The 18,152-nt window shown below is 69.2% G+C and carries 19 protein-coding genes; 11 read left to right on the top strand and 8 right to left on the bottom strand.

Features of this window, described 5'->3' with window-relative positions:
- Nucleotides 1-63 precede the first annotated feature (63 nt).
- Genes kdgD through FAB82_RS05035 form a run of 6 tightly spaced genes read left to right on the top strand, consistent with a single transcriptional unit; the run spans nucleotide 64 to nucleotide 6,801 of the window.
- On the top strand, nucleotides 64-981 hold the full coding sequence (kdgD, locus tag FAB82_RS05060; protein WP_136533458.1) for a 5-dehydro-4-deoxyglucarate dehydratase: 918 nt from the start codon (nucleotides 64-66) through the stop codon (nucleotides 979-981).
- Complete coding sequence (locus FAB82_RS05055; RefSeq protein WP_136533457.1) at nucleotides 978-2,378, top strand: aldehyde dehydrogenase (NADP(+)); 1,401 nt, start codon at nucleotides 978-980, stop codon at nucleotides 2,376-2,378. The genes kdgD and FAB82_RS05055 overlap by 4 nt, the downstream gene beginning before the upstream one ends.
- Nucleotides 2,375-3,712 (top strand): enolase C-terminal domain-like protein, encoded by a 1,338-nt coding sequence (locus FAB82_RS05050; RefSeq protein WP_136533456.1) that lies wholly within the window; start codon nucleotides 2,375-2,377, stop codon nucleotides 3,710-3,712. The genes FAB82_RS05055 and FAB82_RS05050 overlap by 4 nt, the downstream gene beginning before the upstream one ends.
- 43 nt (nucleotides 3,713-3,755) lie before the next feature.
- On the top strand, nucleotides 3,756-4,760 hold the full coding sequence (locus FAB82_RS05045) for a Bug family tripartite tricarboxylate transporter substrate binding protein (RefSeq protein WP_168801423.1): 1,005 nt from the start codon (nucleotides 3,756-3,758) through the stop codon (nucleotides 4,758-4,760).
- Nucleotides 4,757-5,266, top strand: a complete 510-nt coding sequence (locus FAB82_RS05040) for a tripartite tricarboxylate transporter TctB family protein (protein ID WP_136533454.1) — start codon at nucleotides 4,757-4,759, stop codon at nucleotides 5,264-5,266. The genes FAB82_RS05045 and FAB82_RS05040 overlap by 4 nt, the downstream gene beginning before the upstream one ends.
- Before the next feature lie 23 nt (nucleotides 5,267-5,289).
- A complete protein-coding gene (locus FAB82_RS05035; protein WP_136533453.1) occupies nucleotides 5,290-6,801 on the top strand; it encodes a tripartite tricarboxylate transporter permease in 1,512 nt (503 codons plus the stop codon).
- 79 nt (nucleotides 6,802-6,880) lie between these two features.
- On the opposite strand, the gene FAB82_RS05030 is transcribed toward FAB82_RS05035, so the two are convergent.
- From FAB82_RS05030 to FAB82_RS05020, 3 genes are all read right to left on the bottom strand, one after another.
- Nucleotides 6,881-8,245 carry a family 43 glycosylhydrolase gene (locus tag FAB82_RS05030; protein WP_342799435.1) on the bottom strand — a complete coding sequence of 455 codons (1,365 nt, stop codon included), beginning with the start codon at nucleotides 8,243-8,245 and terminating at the stop codon, nucleotides 6,881-6,883.
- Nucleotides 8,246-8,411: 166 nt separating this feature from the next.
- Nucleotides 8,412-8,978: a riboflavin biosynthesis intermediates N-glycosidase gene (locus FAB82_RS05025; RefSeq protein WP_136533451.1), complete on the bottom strand. Its 567-nt coding sequence runs from the start codon at nucleotides 8,976-8,978 to the stop codon at nucleotides 8,412-8,414.
- A gap of 127 nt (nucleotides 8,979-9,105) precedes the next feature.
- Complete coding sequence (locus tag FAB82_RS05020; RefSeq protein ID WP_136533450.1) at nucleotides 9,106-9,561, bottom strand: carboxymuconolactone decarboxylase family protein; 456 nt, start codon at nucleotides 9,559-9,561, stop codon at nucleotides 9,106-9,108.
- 76 nt (nucleotides 9,562-9,637) lie between these two features.
- On the opposite strand from FAB82_RS05020, the gene FAB82_RS05015 reads away from it, so the two are divergent.
- Nucleotides 9,638-10,507 (top strand): sigma-70 family RNA polymerase sigma factor, encoded by an 870-nt coding sequence (locus FAB82_RS05015; protein WP_136533449.1) that lies wholly within the window; start codon nucleotides 9,638-9,640, stop codon nucleotides 10,505-10,507.
- A gap of 190 nt (nucleotides 10,508-10,697) precedes the next feature.
- Here the strand turns inward: FAB82_RS05015 and FAB82_RS05010 are convergent, their stop codons facing one another.
- The gene (locus FAB82_RS05010; protein ID WP_136533448.1) at nucleotides 10,698-10,925 is read right to left on the bottom strand and encodes a hypothetical protein; all 228 of its coding nucleotides are present in this window, start codon (nucleotides 10,923-10,925) and stop codon (nucleotides 10,698-10,700) included.
- A gap of 290 nt (nucleotides 10,926-11,215) precedes the next feature.
- A complete protein-coding gene (locus FAB82_RS05005; protein ID WP_136533447.1) occupies nucleotides 11,216-12,379 on the bottom strand; it encodes a DUF418 domain-containing protein in 1,164 nt (387 codons plus the stop codon).
- Between the two features lie 284 nt (nucleotides 12,380-12,663).
- Here FAB82_RS05005 and FAB82_RS05000 point away from each other — a divergent pair, with 284 nt between their 5' ends.
- Complete coding sequence (locus FAB82_RS05000; protein WP_136533446.1) at nucleotides 12,664-13,416, top strand: GAP family protein; 753 nt, start codon at nucleotides 12,664-12,666, stop codon at nucleotides 13,414-13,416.
- 35 nt (nucleotides 13,417-13,451) lie between these two features.
- Here the strand turns inward: FAB82_RS05000 and FAB82_RS04995 are convergent, their stop codons facing one another.
- A complete protein-coding gene (locus tag FAB82_RS04995; RefSeq protein WP_136533445.1) occupies nucleotides 13,452-13,862 on the bottom strand; it encodes a MerR family transcriptional regulator in 411 nt (136 codons plus the stop codon).
- Between the two features lie 52 nt (nucleotides 13,863-13,914).
- On the opposite strand from FAB82_RS04995, the gene FAB82_RS04990 reads away from it, so the two are divergent.
- Nucleotides 13,915-14,859 carry an SDR family NAD(P)-dependent oxidoreductase gene (locus FAB82_RS04990; RefSeq protein ID WP_136533444.1) on the top strand — a complete coding sequence of 315 codons (945 nt, stop codon included), beginning with the start codon at nucleotides 13,915-13,917 and terminating at the stop codon, nucleotides 14,857-14,859.
- Here FAB82_RS04990 and FAB82_RS04985 read toward each other — a convergent pair.
- Nucleotides 14,856-15,692 (bottom strand): SDR family NAD(P)-dependent oxidoreductase, encoded by an 837-nt coding sequence (locus FAB82_RS04985; protein WP_136533443.1) that lies wholly within the window; start codon nucleotides 15,690-15,692, stop codon nucleotides 14,856-14,858. The two genes, FAB82_RS04990 and FAB82_RS04985, sit on opposite strands and share 4 nt — an antisense overlap.
- Nucleotides 15,693-15,775: 83 nt before the next feature.
- Here FAB82_RS04985 and FAB82_RS04980 point away from each other — a divergent pair, with 83 nt between their 5' ends.
- Nucleotides 15,776-16,234, top strand: a complete 459-nt coding sequence (locus FAB82_RS04980) for a winged helix-turn-helix transcriptional regulator (protein ID WP_136533442.1) — start codon at nucleotides 15,776-15,778, stop codon at nucleotides 16,232-16,234.
- A gap of 40 nt (nucleotides 16,235-16,274) precedes the next feature.
- Nucleotides 16,275-17,333: a LacI family DNA-binding transcriptional regulator gene (locus FAB82_RS04975; protein WP_211116380.1), complete on the top strand. Its 1,059-nt coding sequence runs from the start codon at nucleotides 16,275-16,277 to the stop codon at nucleotides 17,331-17,333.
- A gap of 24 nt (nucleotides 17,334-17,357) precedes the next feature.
- On the opposite strand, the gene FAB82_RS04970 is transcribed toward FAB82_RS04975, so the two are convergent.
- Nucleotides 17,358-18,152: DUF418 domain-containing protein (locus FAB82_RS04970; protein ID WP_136533441.1), on the bottom strand; the 795-nt coding region annotated here is incomplete at its 5' end.

Below are 18,152 nucleotides of genomic sequence, written 5' to 3'. Positions count from 1 at the left end.
GACGGGTATAACGCGAGAGGCCTACGGTACTGTCCAACCCAGCGAAACAGGAGACCTCTCAACATGACGCGATATGCCCCGGCAGAAATCCAGAGAGTCCTGGGCTCCGGGCTGCTGTCCTTCCCGGTCACCCACTTCCGCGACGACCTCTCCTTCGACGAAGCGGCCTACCGCGAGAACCTGGGGCATCTGGCGACCTATCCCGCGTCGGGACTGTTCGCGGCCGGCGGCACCGGCGAGTTCTTCTCGCTCACCCCCGCCGAGGTCGCCACCGTGCTCCGCGCCGCCGTCGAGCAGGCCGCCGGCGCCGTGCCGATCGTCGCCCCCGCCGGATACGGGACGGCGCAGGCGATCGCGTTCGCGAAGGACGCCGAGCAGGCCGGGGCCGACGCGGTCCTGCTGTTCCCGCCCTACCTGACCGAGGCCAGCCAAGCCGGCCTCTTCGCCCACGCCAAAGCCGTCTGTGACGCGACCTCCCTCGGCGTGATCCTCTACCACCGCGCCAACGCCGCCTTCGACGTCGACACCGTCGCCCTCCTCGCCGACGCCTGCCCCAACTTCATCGGCTTCAAAGACGGCATCGGCGACATCGAGTTCATGACCCGCCTCTACACCACCCTCGGCGAGCGCCTCCTCTACATCGGCGGCCTCCCCACCGCCGAGACGTTCGCCCTCCCGTACCTCCAGCTCGGCGTCACCACCTACTCCTCGGCGATCTTCAACTTCGTCCCCGAGTTCGCACTCGCCTTCTACGACGACGTGCGCGCCGGCGACAGCGCGGCCGTCTACCGCCGCCTCGCCGCATTCGTGCTGCCCTACTTGGAGATCCGCAACGGCGGCAAGGGCTACGCCGTGTCGATCGTCAAGGCCGGGATGCGTGCCGCCGGCCGCCCCGCGGGCCCCGTGCGCCCCCCGCTGACCGAACTGAGCGAGGACGAGTTCGCCGCCCTCAGCGCCCTGGTGGAGCAGGTGAAGGCATGACGGACTTCCCTGAACTGGAACTCGCCGTCGCCGCGGCCCGCGAGGCCTTCGGCCCCTACCGCGAGACCCCGGCTCCCCAGCGGGCCGCGCTGCTCAACGCCGTCGCCGACCGCATCGACGCGCTCGGTGACGACCTCACCGCCACCGTCCACCGCGAAACGCGCCTGCCGCTCGCCCGGGCCGCCTCCGAACGCGATCGCACCACCGCCCAGCTCCGCATGTTCGCGCGCCTCCTCGAAGACCCCGCGTGGAACGGCGTCCGCATCGCCCCTGCCGACCCCGACCGGCTCCCGCTCCCCAGGCCCGACCTGCGACTGCGCCGCATCCCGCTGGGGCCCGTAGCGGTCTTCGGCGCCAGCAACTTCCCGCTCGCGTTCTCGACCGCCGGCGGCGACACCGCCTCCGCGCTCGCCGCCGGAGCGCCCGTCATCGTCAAAGGCCATGAGGCCCACCCGGACACGGCGACGCTCGTCGCCGGAGCCGTCCATGACGCCGTCGCCGCGCTCGGCCTCCCCGCCGGAGTCTTCGCCCAGATCACCGGTCCCGGCCGGACCCTTGGCCAAGCCCTGGTCGCCCACCCCGGCATCGCCGCCGTCGCCTTCACCGGCTCCCGCGCCGCCGGCCTCGCCATCGCCGCCACGGCCGCCGCCCGACCCGTCCCCATCCCCGTCTACGCCGAGATGTCGAGCGTCAACCCGGTCTTCCTCCTCCCCGGCGCCCTCACCGACGCCGCCGGGGACCTCGCCCGCGGCTTCGCAGCCTCGCTCACCCTCGGCTCAGGACAGTTCTGCACCAACCCCGGACTCGTCTTCGCGCGCACCGGAGACGGACTCGACGAATTCCTCGCTACCGCCGCCGGCGCCGTCGCCGACACCGCAGCCCAGCCCATGCTCACCGACGCCATCCGCGCCGCTTACGAGACTGGGCTCGAACGCCTCACCGCGATCCCGGGCGTGGAACTTCTCGCCCACGGCACCGGCGAACCCGCCCCGGCCCTGCTCCGCACCGACGCCGCGACCTTCCTGCGTGAACCCGCACTACGCGAGGAGGTCTTCGGCGCTGCGGCCCTCATCGTCACCGTCGTGGACGAGGCCGAGACGCACCACCTCCTCGACGTCCTCGAAGGCCAGCTCACCGCAACCATCCACACTGGGCCCGATGACGGGCCCGAAGCCGCTCGGCTCCTGCCCCGACTCGAACTCCTCGCCGGACGTATCGTCCACGGCGGCTGGCCCACCGGCGTCGAAGTCGGCCCCGCCACCATCCACGGCGGACCGTACCCCGCCACCAGCGACGCCCGATCGACCTCCGTCGGCACCCTCGCCGTCGACCGCTTCCTCAGACCCGTCGCCTACCAAGACCTCCCGACCGAACTCCTGCCGCCGGAACTGCGATGACCACGATGCCCCGAACCCCCCGCGTCACGAGCCTCCGCGTCGTCCCCGTCGCCGGACACGACTCGATGCTCCTCAACCTCAGCGGCGCCCACGCGCCCTTCTTCACTCGCAACCTGGTGATCCTCACCGACGACACGGGCGCCACCGGTGTCGGCGAGGTCCCCGGCGGCGAGGCCGTCGCCAAGACCCTCGAAGACGCCCGCGACCTCGTCGTCGGCGCACCCGTGGGCACCTGGAACGCGGTCCTCGGCGAGGTCGCCCGCCGCTTCGCCCACCGAGACAGCGCCGGCCGCGGCCGCCAGACCTTCGACCAGCGCGTGGCGATCCACGCCCGTACCGCCCTCGAAGGGGCCCTCCTCGACCTCCTCGGCAAGCACCTCGGCGTGCCCGTGTCGGCCCTTCTCGGCGACGGCGCCCAACGCGACAGCGTCCCCGTCCTCGGCTACCTCTTCTACATCGGCGACCGCGACAAGACCGACCTCCCGTACCGCGACGGCACCGCCGGCACCGACGACCCCTGGCTGCGCCTGCGCGACCGGGAAGCACTTACCCCCGAGGCCGTCGTCGCCCTCGCCGAGGCCGCCGAGGCCCGCTACGGCTTCCGCGACTTCAAACTCAAAGGCGGCGTCCTGCCCGGCCCTGACGAGGCCGCCGCGGTCACCGCGCTGGCCGAGCGGTTCCCGGACGCCCGGATCACCCTGGACCCCAACGGAGCGTGGCCCCTCGACCAGGCGATCGCCCTATGCCGGGGGCTCGACGGCGTCCTCGCCTACGCTGAGGACCCGTGCGGCGCCGAGGACGGCTACTCCGGGCGCGAGGTAATGGCCGAGTTCAAGCGCGCCACGGGAATGCGCACTGCGACGAACATGATCGCCTGCGACTGGCGCGAACTCGCCCACGCGGTGCGCGCCGACGCCGTTGACATCCCCCTGGCCGACCCGCACTTCTGGACGATGTCCGGCTCGGTGCGCGTCGCCCAATTCTGCGAGGCCTGGGGCTTGACCTGGGGCTCGCACTCCAACAACCACTTCGACGTGTCGCTGGCGATGTTCACCCACGTCGCCGCAGCCGCGCCCGGTGCGATCACCGCGATCGACACGCACTGGATCTGGCAGGACGGGCAGCGGCTCACCGCCGACCCGCTCCGGATCGCCGACGGCGCCATCGCCGTGCCGACCGCACCCGGACTCGGCGTCGAACTCGACCTCGAGCAGGTCGAACTCGCGCACGAGCGCTACCTCCTGCACGGCCTCGGCGCCCGCGACGACGCCGCCGCCATGCAGTACCTCGCCCCCGGATGGGCCTTCGACCCGAAACGCCCCTGCCTGGGGTGAACTCCTTCCCATACCCGACCGTCACTCAATGAGGAGCCGATCAATGAACCCCCGACCCTTCACCCGCCGCGGCCTGCTGGCCGGTGCGGCCGCCGCGCCGGTCGCCGCCCTGGCCGCCTGCAACGGCGTCCAAGGCGGTGCCGACGCCGCCGAGGACGACTTCCCCACGCGCGCCATCGATTTCACGGTCCCGTTCGACGCCGGCGGGTCCAGCGACCTGCTCAGCCGCGCCGTCTGCCTCGCCGCCGAAGAGCCGCTCGGCCAGTCGATCGCCTTGGCCAACAAACCCGGCGCCAACGGCGCCGTGGGCCTCAAGGAACTGGTGTCGGGCGACGCCGACGGCTACACGCTCGCGCTCGCGGTCAAATCGCTGTTCGCGATCACGCCGCTCGTGGTCGACGACCCGGACGCGGTCGCGATCGACGATTTCCGGATCATCGCGACGCTCACCAACGAGGCCTATGTCCTGGTGGTGCACGCCGATTCGCCCTACCAGTCCCTTGAGGACCTGGTCGCCGCCCCGTCGCTGAACTACGGCACCGCCGGGGTCGGCACCGGCGGGCAGCTCTCGCTGGCGCTCCTGTTCGGCCTGGCTGGCACCGAGGCCACCGACGTGCCTTTCGACGGCGGCGCGCCCGCGGTGACCGCGCTGCTGGGCCAGGAGATCGATGTAGTCTCCGGCTCGCTCGCCGAGACGATGCCGCAGATCGAGGCCGGGGCCCTGCGCCCGCTGACCGTGTTCTCGGAGGAGCGGAACGTGTTCCTCCAGGACGCGCCGACCGCGACCGAGGCCGGGTACCCGGTCGTCGTCGACCAGCGCCGCATGGTCGTCGCGCCCAGCGAGGTCTCCGACACCGTGGCGGGCGCGCTCGTCCTCGCCTTCGAGGAGGCCCGCCAGGACCCCGACTACCAGGCGTTCCTCCAGGACAATTACATGGACGTGTGGGAGGTCGACGACGTCGAGGCCCGCGCCCACCTGAGCGAGGCCGCCGAGCTTTACGCGCAGAACGTGGCCGACGTCGGACTGGCCCTCGGCGACGGATCGTGAGCGCTCTCCCCATGGCGGAGCACGAGACCGACGACGCCCGCCCGGAACCGGAGGCACCGGCTCCGGGCGGGCGGGTCCTGGCTGCGGTCGCCGGTGCCGTCCCGGTCGTCCTCGGCGCGGCCGCGGCCTGGCTGAGCCTGCGGCTCGATATCGGCACCCTCACCGATCCCGGGCCAGGCTTGTGGCCCTTGATCGTCTCGGCGCTCCTGGTCCTGACCGGGGCCGGCATCCTCGCCTCGGTACGCCGCGTCGAAGGCACCGAGGCGTTCACGCGCGGCGCGATCGGTGTGGCCGCGGCAGCGGTGGGCCTCTTCGTCTATGCGAGTCTCTTCGAGGTCATCGGGTTCGAGATCCCGTCGGTGCTCCTGCTGACGGCGTGGCTGCGGTTCCTCGGCCGCGAGTCGTGGCTGAGCACCGCGCTCCTGTCGGTGGGCGTAACCGCCGCCGCGTACGCCCTGTTCATCCTCACTCTCCGCGTGCCGCTGCCGCACCTGATCGCCCTCTGATCGTCCACTCTGGAGCGTCGACCATGGACCTCTCACCCGTCCTCACCGGCTTTTCGGTGGTGTTCGAACCGCAGAACCTGCTGTTCTGCCTCCTCGGCGTCACCATCGGGATGCTCATCGGGGTGCTGCCGGGCCTCGGCCCGGCCGCCACCATCGCGATCCTGCTGCCGATCACCTACAACCTGGAGCCCGTGGCGGCGGTCATCATGCTCGCCGGGATCTTCTACGGCGCGCAGTACGGTGGGACCATCACCTCGGTGCTGCTGAAGCTCCCGGGCGAGGCCTCCACGGTGGTCACAGCCATCGACGGGCACCAGCTTGCCAAGCGTGGCGAGGCCGGTTCGGCGCTCGGGGTGGCCGCGATCGCGTCGTTCATCGGCGGCACGGCCTCGATCATCCTGCTCTCGCTCGTCGCCCCCGCGCTCGCGGGGGTCGCGCTCGCGTTCGGCCCCGCCGAGTACACGGTCCTCGCGCTCATCGGGATCTTCCTCGTGGGCACCCTTGGCAGCGGCTCCCTGATCAAGAGCGCCGCCGCGGCCGGCGCCGGGCTGCTGCTGGCCACCGTGGGGCTCGACCCGCTCCTGGGCACGCCCCGGTTCACGTTCGGCACCGACCAGCTCGCCGACGGCATCGACTTCGTCATCGTCGCCATGGGGCTGTTCGGGGTCGGGGAGATCCTCTACAACCTCGAACACCGCGACCGGCCGCAAGCGGCCGTCCCGGCGTTCGGGCGCGCCATCCCCAGCCGCGTGCAGTGGCTGCGCTCACGGCTGGCGATCCTGCGCGGCTCGGTGGTCGGCTTCGTGCTCGGCATTCTCCCCGGCGGTGGTGCCACGATGTCTTCGCTCGTCGCGTACGCCGTGGAGAAGCGCAGCGCGAAGGACCCGTCTCGGTTCGGCAAGGGCGCCATCGAAGGCGTGGCCGGGCCCGAGGCGGCGAACAATGCGGCCGCCACCTCCTCGTTCATCCCACTGCTGACGCTCGGCATCCCGGCGAACGCGACTATGGCCGTGCTGTTCGGCGCACTCATGCTTCAGGGCATCACCCCCGGTCCGGCGCTCATGACCGAGCACCCGGACGTCTTCTGGGGCGTGGTCAACTCGATGTACCTGGGCAATCTCCTGCTACTGGCGCTGAGCATCCCGCTGATCGGGGTCTTCGTCCGCATGCTCAAGATCCGCCCCGGCATCCTCGCGCCGATCACGATCGTCATCACCATGCTCGGCGTCTACAGCATCCGCAACAACGCCTTCGACATGGTGCTGGCGGTCGCCCTCGGCCTGGTCGGCTACGCGATGCGCAAGCTCGGCTTCGAGCCTGGGCCGTTCGTGCTCGCCTTCGTCCTCGGCTCACTCCTGGAAGGCTCCTTCCGCCGCTCGATGCGCATCTTCGGCGGTGACGTCACCGAGTTCGTTCAGCGCCCTCTGTCCGCCACACTCGTCGGCGTCCTGGTCCTGACGGTCGTGATCATCCCTGTTCTTCGCGTCGTCCGAGCCAGGCAGGTCGTCCGCGCGGCAGAACCGGCCGAACCCTAATCGCGGGCCAGTGGGATCGGCCCGGACGGCTTTCGTCGTCCGGGCCTCTTCTTGTTTATGGGCCGATCGCGCTCTCGGGTCAGAGGGGTTCGATGCCTTCCAGGGTTGGGATGACGGGTCGGATGGTGCCGTCTGCGTTGAAGTAGAGGGGGTCGATCATGGTTTCACGGTGGGTTCCGTCGCCATCCGGAATGGCGAATCGGTGGTAGGCGATGTACCACTGGTCGGTACCGGGGACCTGGACCACCGAGTGGTGGCCGGTGCCCTTGATCCCCTTGCTGAGGTCCTTCTGGAGGATCACGCCGCGGTTGCTCCACGGCCCGGTCGGCGAGGTACCGGTGGCGTAGGCGACCCGGTAGTCCTCAGAGCGGGTGTCGTTCTCCGACCACATGAAGTAGTAGGTGCTCCCGCGCTTGACCACGAAGCTGCCCTCGTTGTAGTTCGTGGGCTTGTAGGTGCGCACTTGCGATGAGTTGAACGAGGTCATGTCGGCGTTGAGCGGCACCTGGTGCGACGAGCCCTGGCCCCAGTACAGGTAGGACTGTCCGTTGGTGTCGGTGAACACGGCCGGGTCGATCGCCTGGCCCGCATAGGACCCGGCGGAGACCAGGGGCCTGCCGAGGGCGTCGCGGAACGGACCGGTCGGCGAGTCGGCGACCGCCACGCCCAGCTGCTTGCGGGTGTCGCCGCTGGCCTTCCCACCGGAGAAGTAGAAGTAGTACTTTCCGTTCTTCTCGGCGATGCCCGGCGCCCAAGCGGAGTTGTCCGCCCAGGAGACGTCGGCGGCCACGTCCAGGATCACGCCGTGGTCGGTCCAGTTGACGAGGTCTTTGGAGGAGAAGGCCCGGTACTGGGTGCCGGACCAGCCGGCGAAGCCGTCCGTGGTCGGGTACATGTAGTAGGTGTCGCCGAACCGGACGATGTTCGGGTCGGCGAACAGGCCCGGCAAGGCGGGGTTGGACACCAGGTTCAGCTCCCACTGCTGGTTCGTCCCGGTGCCGCAGTCCCGCTGTTGGAGTCGCGCCCCGTTCGCGGTCGAAGCGCTCGGCACCTCCAGGCACTTGCCCGAATGCCGCGCGATCAGCCGCGTGTGGCCGGAGCCGGTGTTCTCGATCCGCCACTGCTGGTTCGTGCCGCTAGCGCAAGGCCACTGGATCACCTTGGCTCCGTTGGTGGTCGAGGCGCCGTCGACGTCGAGGCACTGGCCGGAGTGGCGGGCGGCGAGCTGCACATAGCCGTTGCCGAGGTCGCGGATGCGCCACAGCTGGTTCAGGCCGTTGTTGCAGGTGTACTGGCTGACCTCGGCCGCGTTGGCCGTCGAGGCGCTGACGACGTCGGCGCACTTGCCCGAATGGCGGGCGATCAGATTGACCGAGCTCCCGTCGGTCAGATGATGGGCGGCCGATGCCGGAGCGGCACTGGCCAGAAGCAGGACGGCGGCCATTGCCGCCGTCAGTGCAACCGAAATCGTTCGTCGCATGATGGACTCCTCGTGAGGGGGGTAACGCCAGTGGCGCCACGTCGATGATATCGATAACACATCGAGGTAGTCAAGACTTTCAATGTCCAATGCGAAACTCACGACCGCAATATGGACAGATCTCGGTGTTTCAGGAGTTGAGCCGGGTGCGGGCTTCCATGAGGGCGAACCCGAGGAGGTTCAGGCCCCGCCAGGTTCGCGGTCGAGACGCCTTCGGATCATCCTCGGCGAGGCCGATGCCCCAGATTCGATCACGGGGGCTCGCCTCGACCAGGACTCGGTTGCGGGTGGCAAGCAGGAACGCCAGCGCCTCTGCGTGCTGGCCGAATTTGGCGATGTTGCCGCGCACGACGATGTCGAAGCGCTCGGCCTCCCAGATCGCCTGATCGAAACCGCGGACCTGACGGCCGAGTTTCTGAGCCTGGGCCGGGTGCCCGGCGGCGAGGATCCGCTCGGCGATCGCGGCGTCGCCGAACAGCCAGGCCTTGTGCGCCATCATGTAGTGCTCGGCGGTGGCGAACCGGTGGCCGTCCTCGGTGAACTTTCCCGGCCACCACTGGCTCAGGCACCCGCGGCCGACTTCGCCGCCGCGATCGTCGGCGTGGCCCCAGAAGCACAGGTACTTGAAGGAACGGCCGGTGGCTTCGAGGGCGACGGCCTCGGCTGCTGTTCGCGGCAGCTCCACTGTGTTCGACATCCGCTCACCTTCGCACGGAAGCACCGGATGCGGCAACGCATTTGGCCGCGATGAATCTCGCTCGCGTCGCGCCGCTTCGGATCCGGACGGCGCCGACGAGGTCCCGTCGGCGCCGCTCGGATCTGCGTCACCAGGTTTGGCCCGCGGGCAGCCTGGTCGAGACGTTGAGCCGGTTGAAGAGGTTCGTCATCCCGATCATCAGCAGGATCGCGGACAGCTGCGCTTCGTCGAAGTGCTTGGCCGCATGCTCCCAGACTTCGTCGGTAACGGACTCGGGCCGGTCGGCGATCCGCGTGACTGCCTCGGCCAGGGCCAGCGCGGCTCGCTCGGACTCGTTGAACAGCGGGGACTCCCGCCAGACGGCCACCGAGTGCAGCCGATCGTCGGTCTCGCCGTTCTTCCTGGCCTTGTGGACCCCGCCGAAGACGCATGCCGCGCAGCCGTTGATCTGGCTGGTGCGCAGGTGCACCAGTTCGAGCGTGCTCTCGGGAGTCTCGGTCGAGTTGATGACCTTGTTCAGGGCGTGGATGGCCTTCTGGGCGTCCGGCAGGACGAGGGCGGGGTTGTTCATGCGTGCTTTCATGGTTCACTTACTCCAAAGCGGGTGTCGAAAATGGCGTCGTACCTATTTGACGGACGCCGACGAAAGAACCAGACCAATGGACCGAGAAAAAATTCTCGCCGAGCGCTTCGAGGAACACCGGGACCGCCTTCGGGCGATCGCCTACCGGATGCTGGGCTCGCTGAGCGAAGCCGAAGACGCCGTGCAGGAGACCTGGCTCAAGGCCGCGCGCGCCGACACGACCGACGTGGAGAACCTGGCGGGATGGCTGACCACCGTGGTCGGACGGGTGTGCCTGGACATGCTGCGCTCCCGCAAGGCACGGGACGAGGACCTCCTGGAAGAGCGCGACACCGAGCCGAAGGTGCGGATATTCCGCCGCGTCGATCCCGAGGAAGAGGCGCTGCTGGCGGACTCGGTCGGGAACGCGATGCTGGTGGTCCTCGACGCGCTCTCGCCGGCCGAGCGGCTGGCATTCGTCCTGCATGACGTGTTCTCGGTGCCGTTCGCCGACATCGCCCCGATCGTCGAGCGCAGCCCGGAGACCACGCAGCGACTCGCCAGTCGCGCGCGTCGCCGCGTGCGCGGCAAGTCCGGCTCGGACGACGGCGACCGGTTGCGGCGCTACCGTGCCGTCGAGGCGTTCCTCAGAGCCGCGAGAGAAGGTGAGTTCGAGGAGCTGTTGTCGCTGCTGGACCCGAACGTCTCCTTCAGTCAGGACGCCGCCGCCCGGCTGTTCGGTACCGGCGCCGACCTCGTCGGCGCTCAGGCCGTCGCCGAGCAGTTCTCGGGATCGGCTTACCTGGCGCGCCCGGTGCTGCTGGACGGCGAGGCCGGGGTGGTCGTGGCCCCGCGCGGCAAGGTGCTGCTGGTCATGAAGATGAAGTTCGTCGGAGACCGCATTGCCGAGATCCACGCGATCGCCGGCAAGGACGAACTGTCTGAAGTGGAGTTGAGAGTTCTATAGCGACCTCGGCCAGGGGCGCGTTGGGCAGTGGCCGGTGGTGGCTGCGCTTGTTTCGATCGTCGGTGTCCCGCTGCCGCGTTGTGCGAGGGCCGGACGATCCACCGGGATCGTCCGGCCCTCGACGGGCTGGTAGGGGTTGCCGGTCCGGAGGTGGATGCCATGCGGCCCTAGCGATTCATGGGCTGCCCGGTCACATCCCGGGCTTGTTGGTGAGGTTCGAAACCGTCCAGAGCAGGACCAGGTTGCCGGTGTTCGGCGTGGGACGCGTATCGGAGAGTGCCCCTGGTCCCGGCGCGGTGCCGCGGTCGGCGTGATGCGGGGCGATCTGGATGCGCTCGCCGTGCCTTTCGTTGCGCCGCTTCCGGTTGAGGAGTTGGTTCTGCGCGAGGTGCCGCAGAACCGGAAGGTTATCGAACATGCGTGTGCCTTTCAGAAGTATGTTCGAGCAACGCTAGAACACAGGTGTGACACTATGGCACCAAGCAGTCTCTTGGGAACTCGTTTATGCAGAGTGCAATTTGTGACGAGACGGCACTCGACTGTCGGACCCTCGTGCGAGGCTGTCGAGCTGCGCGAATGCGGTGCCGGCATCTCACTCGGGCCGATCGAGGCCCCCCACGACAACGGCATGACGTTCAAGAACCTCTACGTTCGCGACCCCGACGGATACACGATCGTGTTCGGTTGCGGCGCTGTTGTGACCGACCGTCATCGGTACGTCAGTCGGCGCAGCAGCACCTCGAACGGTCCTCGATTCCCGGCCCGTGCCATGAGTGCGGCGATGACTACGCCAATGGCCCAGGTCAGCAATGCGATGCCGGAAGCGGCCACCTCGTCCACCCTGCCGCCCAGCCCGAACGCGAAGGGCGCGAAGACCAGGTTGAAGACGACCGACTGGTAGAGGTAGAACGTCAGTGAACGCTGCCCGCAAGCGGCGATGGCGCGTGTGATCATGCCCTGGCGGTCTCGAATCCGGTGGGCGATGAGACCGATCAAAGCGGCCGCACCGAGACCACCCGAGATACCGGTCACCGCGTGCAGCAGGAACACGACCACCACCACCGGATCGGACGCCGACCACAGCTGGTTCTGGACGAGCACCAGGGGAGTCCCGCCGGCAACGCCCAGCCCGATGCCGTAGACGGCGGTCCGTCGCAGCAGCGGGAGATGACGTTCGGGCTCGTCGAGCACCCGGCGCCTCGCGGCCCACAGACCCAAGGCGAACATCGGGATGACCATGGGCACGAAAGCGAACGGCGTCAGCAGCGCCCAAACCAGACCGCGCGGTGCGATGCTCGCCAGATAGTCGGAGGTGCCCGCCGCCGACGCCTCGGCGGAGGCCGCGCCGATCCCTTCGAACGCCAACGCCACCATGGGGATCATGTGGACCAGGACTCCGATGGCCGCCAGCCGCAGCAGCGCCCGGTCGCGACGCACGACGAATCCTACGAAGACCAGCCCCAAGATCCCGTAGGTGCCGAGGATCTCGCCGGGGAAGAGCAGGAACCCGTGGAGCGCACCGAAGACCAGCAGCCAGACGCTGCGGCGGCGCGCCAAGCGCCTGACCCCCGCCCATTCGACCCCATTGGACAGTTGGCGTGCGGTCAATTGGTAGAGGCCGTAGCCGAAGAGCGCCGCGAAGAGCGGCATCGCCCGGCCGTCGACAGAGAGCAGCTGTACGGCCGCGAGCGCCCGCTCACCGGTGGTCCCGTCGACGTCATAGCCGCGCAGCCCGGGCGCGAATCCCCACAGATACAGATGAGCGTGTGCCAGCGCCACCAGCAGCAGCATGAACCCGCGGCCCAGATCCGGCCCGAGCGATCTTCGGGTGAGGGCGGTGGCTTGCGGTGCGAGCGTGGGGGTGTGTGCCATTGCGGGCTCCTATTCGGTTGGTGCCCTGCAAGGGTGTCGTTCCACGGCGGAGTTGTCGTCGTCCGAACGCAGGCGCTCGTCGTACCGCGATCGGAGCGCGATGAGGGGGACGGGTACGGCGCTCGGCGTAGTTCGAACGCTCGACCTGGGGCGACAGGACGGCCGACGCACTGTCGCGCTCCGTCCCTGCATCATTCGGCTTGCCACCAAAAGTGCAGTTCCCCTCCGGACGTTCCGTCTCGCGGCCGACGCGACAGGGCCCCAAAGCTCCATACGCTCCAGGTATGGACCTCGCCCTCGCCGCTTCGCTGGCCGCACTCGCGCTGATCGACTCGACCAGCTTCGGCACCCTGCTCATCCCCATCTGGCTGATGCTGGCACCCGGACGCCTCCGTGCGGGGCGGATGTTCGTCTACCTGGGCACCATCGCGGTCTTCTACTTCGCGGTCGGCATGGCGGTCGCGCTCGGCGCCGGCACCTTCCTGACCGAGATCGCCGCAATCCTCGACAGCCGGGCCGCCTCGTGGGTGCAACTGGCGCTCGGCGTCGGACTGTTCGCCCTGACCTTCCGGTTCGACTCCAAGCGGCGCAAGGAAAGCGGCGGCCGAGTCGCGCGCTGGCGCGAACGGGCCCTCGGCGCCGAAGCGCCGAGTGGAGCGGGCGGAACCGCGACCCGCTCGCGCATGGGCGCGCTCTCGCTGATGGGACTCGCCACCGCGGCGGCCACTCTCGAAGTGGCCACGATGCTGCCGTACCTGGCGGCGATCGGGCTGGTCACCAAGGCCGGGATCGGCGCCGCGGGAACCACCGTCACCATGGCGGCGTATTGCCTCGTGATGGTGTTGCCGGCACTCGTCCTGATGGGTGCGAGGCTGGTGGCGCGGAGTGCCGTCGAACCGGTGCTGGTCAAGATCAACAACTGGATGTCCAAACATGCCGCGAGCACCACCGGCTGGGTGATCGGCATCGTCGGGTTCTTGCTGGCCCGCGACGCCGCGATGCGACTGGGCCTGCTCGAAGCCCTGCTGAACCGCTGAGGATGCTTTGTCGAGACGCCGAACCTGGCCGTCTCCTAACGCGGCGACCAGAGTCCGGCCGCGGTTCCGTCGGCGACATGGCGCTCATACGTGGCGACCTTGGCGTGGATGACGTCGAGGCAGTCGTGGAGGTCGTCGATCCTGGCCCGCACCCGCGCCTCGTGCTCTCGAAGCAGCGCCAGCCGGTCCGGCTCGTTCCCCGGACCCGCGCGGACGAGCTCGACAAAGCTCCTGATCCCGGCGATCGGCATGCCGGATTCGCGGAGCCGATTGCACAGCAGCAGCCAATCGACGTCCTGCTGCTCGAAGACCCGCCGACCGCTCGCGTTGCGCGGGATGTCGCGCAGGAACAGCCCCTCCTGCTCGAAGAACCGGATCGCGTGCACGCTCAACCCGGTCGCCGCGGCGACCGCGCCGATGGCAAGCCCGTTCGTCTTCTCAGCCATCCGCCGATCATAACTTGACCTAGAGTCCACTCTAGGATTTAGTGTCGCTCGCATGATCACGAAGCAGCACAAGCTCAACACCGGATTCGACGCCCGCTCCACCACCGAGGACGTCCTCGCCGGAATCGACCTCAGCGGCAAGACCGCACTCGTCACCGGCGGCTATTCGGGCCTCGGCCTGGCGACCACGAAGGCGCTGTCCGGCGCCGGGGCGCGCGTCATCGTTCCCGCGCGACGGCCCGCCGAGGCCGCGGCAGCCCTGAAGGACGTGGCCGGAACCGAACAACGCGCGCTCGATCTCGCCGACCTGGACAGCGTGCGCGCCTTCGCCGATGGTCTCCTCGACGACGGGCGCAGGATCGACATCGTCATCAATAGCGCCGGTGTGATGGCCTGCCCCGAAAGGCGGGTCGGGCCGGGATGGGAGTCCCAGTTCGCGATCAACCACCTCGGTCACTTCGCGCTGGTCAATCGGATCCTTCCGACACTCGCGAACGACGCCCGGGTCGTGGCCGTGTCCTCCGGGGCTCATGCCCTCACCGACATCCGTTGGGACGACCCGCATTTCAACACCGAATACGACCGGTGGCTCGCCTATGGGCAGTCGAAGACGGCGAACATCCTCTTCGCGCTGCACTTCGACCGCCTCGGCCGCGAGCGCGAGTGGCGGGGCTTCTCCGTCCACCCCGGCAGCATCCTCACCCCGTTGCAGCGCCACTTCCCCAGGGAGGAACAGGAATCCCTCGGCTGGGTCACCCCGGACGGACGAGCGGGCGAGGGGTTCAAGACGCCGGAGCAGGGAGCGGCGACGGCGGTCTGGGCGGCGACCTCGCCGCTGCTGGAAGGCCACGGCGGTGCGTTCTGCGAGGACTGCGATATCGCCGATCCCGCCGACGAGGCGCGGGAAGGCGGCGTCAATCCCTGGGCCGTCGACCCCGACTCGGCCGTCCGGCTGTGGGACCTCTCCGCCGAACTCACCGGCGTGAACGGCTTCTAAACCGGGCCCGGGCCCTCGCGCTCCTCGGCGCTCGGGGCCGGCCCGAGTGGAAGCGTGTCGAGCAGCGCCTCCGTCTTCGCTGCGAGTCGTTCGGCGTTGTCCGGATCGAGCGTCTTCAGCGTGAGCGGGAGCTGCCTGCCGCGGTCGATCGCCGTGAGCGGGGCCGATGGCCGGTTGTCGATGAAGTCGTGGACGGGCGCGATGGACTGCTCGATCGGGTGCGCGGCGAATCGGGCCGCGATCCGGATGAGCAGGTGCGCCGGGGCCGGGATCGTGGTGAGATCACCGCTCTCGGTGAAGCCGGGGTGGTAGAGCACGTATCGGACCGGGTTGTGCGGCTCGGAGGCATAGGCGACACCGAGCAAGTCGTTGGCGCGGCCGGCCTGGAGTTGGGCGGCGACCATGCCGTATTCGCGCTGAAGCTGGAGGTCGTCCCAGTGGATGCGGCCCTTGGTCATCCCGACGCCGGCCACATTGACGATCACCGGAGTCGGGCTGCGGCGCAGCAGCGGCGTGAGCTCGTGGCTGAGCAGGTAGCGGCTGAGGTAGTAGAGGGCGAAGACGCGTTCGAGTCCCTCCGGCGTCACGTCATGTCGGGGAGCCTGCCGGTTCGCGAAGAGGCACAACGCGTCAACGGTCGGATGGAGCGCGGTGATCTCGCGGATCGCCCGTCGGGTGGCTTCAACCCCGGACAGGTCGGCCCGGATGAAATGAATCCGGTCGGCGGCACCGATCCGGTCGGCATCGGCGATGAGCCGGCGCCCTTTGGCGGCGTTGCTGCCGCTGATGACGATGACGCGCGGGTCGTGTGGATTCGATTGCGGAACGGGCATGCGCTCGGTCTCCCCAGGTGGTTACTTATGGTTCGCACTACCATCATCGGTAACCAGTGGTGACCGCACAAGGAGGCAGTTCAATGTCCGATAGGCACACGGCGGTGCCCTCCATGGTCAGCGCACCACTGCCCGATCCGGTGCCGGTCGGGGAGTACGAGCGGTGTCCGGTCACCGATATCCTTCGCCGAGTCGGCGACAAGTGGTCGATCCTGGTGATCGTGCTGCTCGGGAAACGCCCGTACCGGTTCAACGAGCTGCATCGCGGGATCGAGGTCATTAGCCAGCGAATGCTCACCCGCACACTCCGCGGCCTGGAGACCGACGGGCTGGTCCACCGCGAGGTGTTCCCCACGAAGCCGCCCAGCGTCGAGTACAGCCTCACGCCGCTCGGCCGGACGCTGCTGGCGCCGCTTTCGGGTCTCGCGGACTGGGCCGTCGAACACGGGCCCGACATCATGGCCGCGCGGGCCGCGCTCGACCTCGACTCCTCGGGGGAGACCCCGTCCCCGGCCCGGGGCATCGTTCGTGAATCGGCCTGAGTCCCACCGCCGCCCGGCCGGATTTCTGTAAGGAGTTCCCTTGTCCGATCCCTCAGCCGCAGAAGCGGCCGCGCGACGTCGTCCCCCGGGGATGAACGACGTCGCGCGGCTGGCCGGGGTCTCGCAGAAGACCGTGTCGCGAGTGGTCAACAACGAGCGCTACGTCAGTGCCGAAGTGCGCGAGAAGGTCCTGCGGGCCGCGCGGGAACTCGGCTTCCGCCCCAATACCGCCGCGCGGGCGCTCACCACCGGTCGCTTCCAGCGCATCGGCGTGGTCTCGCTCGGCACGGCGATGTACGGGCCGGCGTCGCTGCTGGTCGCCCTCGAACGCGCCACCCGCGCCGCCGGGTTCTCGTTCATGGTCGCCAACACCCTTGAGGGCCAGCCGGACTCGATCGCCCAGGCGGCGAGTTGGCTATTGGAGCAGGGCGTCGACGGCGTCATCATCTCCGAGCCGATCGACGAGGGCCACCAGGTCCGACTCGACACGGAGATCCCGATCCTGACCATCGGCGAGTCCCACGGGCTGTCCTCCGACCACGTCACCTCGCTGGGAGGCGTCAACTTCGCCGCCGCCCGCAAGGCCACCGACCACCTGCTCGACCTCGGGCACGAGTGCGTGTGGCACGCTGCCGGTCCGCGCAAGGAATGGGTGGCACGTGAGCGCGTCGAGGGCTGGAGGGCCGCCCTGCTCGATCGCGGCATCGAGCCCCCGCCGCCCGTCGAGGGCGACTGGACGCCGGCCTCGGGCCACGCCGCCGCGCGCGAGCTGGCGCAGAACCCGGAGGTCACGGCCGTGTTCAGCGCGAACGACGAGATGGCCATCGGTCTGATCAGCGCCCTGCGCGAGGCCGGGCGGCGCGTCCCCGGGGACGTCTCCGTCGTCGGCATCGACGACATCCCGGCCGCCGCCTACCTCGTCCCGGCGCTGACCACCATCCGCCAGGATTTCGAGGCTGATGCGAATTACGTGCTCGAGGCCCTGTTCCGGCAGCTCCCCGGAGCTCCCGCAACGGCTCCCGGGAGATCGGGCGGCGGCGGGATCGACCGCCCTCTCATCGTCCGGGAGTCGACCGCTCCGCCCGCCCGCCGGGGTTGATCCGTCGGGCGGGGACGGTCGTCGTCAGGTTCTGCGTCCGTAGGTGAGTCGGCGGAGCGCGACCTCGAAGGGGCCGCGAATGCCGTTGCGGTCCATGAGCACTGCGAGCAGGATCGTGACGAACCAGGTTCCGGCCGCGACCACGAAGGCCATCAGGTAGCCCATGCCGTCGCCGAGGCCCAGGCCCCAGACGGTCAGGAGCGGGGCCATGATGATCGACTGGAGCAGGTACGACGTCAGGGAGCGTTCACCGACGGCCGCGAGGGCTCCGGGGACGCCATGCCTGCCGCGGGCGCTCCAGCGGTGGGCCATGAGCGCGAAGCCGCAGATGTAGCCGAGTCCGGCGTACATGCCGCCCACCAGGGTCGAGTAGATCGTGACCTGGTGGATCATCTCGGAGGGGTGCCAGGCGCCGAGGGCGACCAGCGAGACCGGCAGCGAGCTCAGGACGCCCACGACCATGCCGGATATGAAGACGCGGCGCAGCTGGGGCAGGTGGTCCGCGGGGTGGTCGATCCATCCGGAGCGTTGGAGCATCATGCCGATGATCGTCAGCGGGACGAAGACCGCCATCACGCCCGAAGCCGTGGTGAGGAGGATCGAACTCGAGAAGCCGATGATCATCTGGTTGACGTAGAGGGGAACGTTCTCGAAGGTCGGCGGGGCTCCGCCGACGTAGGACATCGCCAACAGCGGCAGGCTGATGAGGCAGACGTAGGCGCCGCTGATCCACAGCCAGCGCTTGAGCGCCTTGTCGGAGATATGGACGAAGGCGAGCGCGATCAGGCCGGTGGCGCCGTAGGGGGCGAGGATGTCGCC

The sequence above is a fragment of the Glycomyces buryatensis genome, from assembly GCF_004912275.1.
Classification (GTDB): Bacteria; Actinomycetota; Actinomycetes; order Mycobacteriales; family Micromonosporaceae; genus Glycomyces; species Glycomyces buryatensis.
This window is presented reverse-complemented; position numbering and strand designations above follow the sequence as displayed.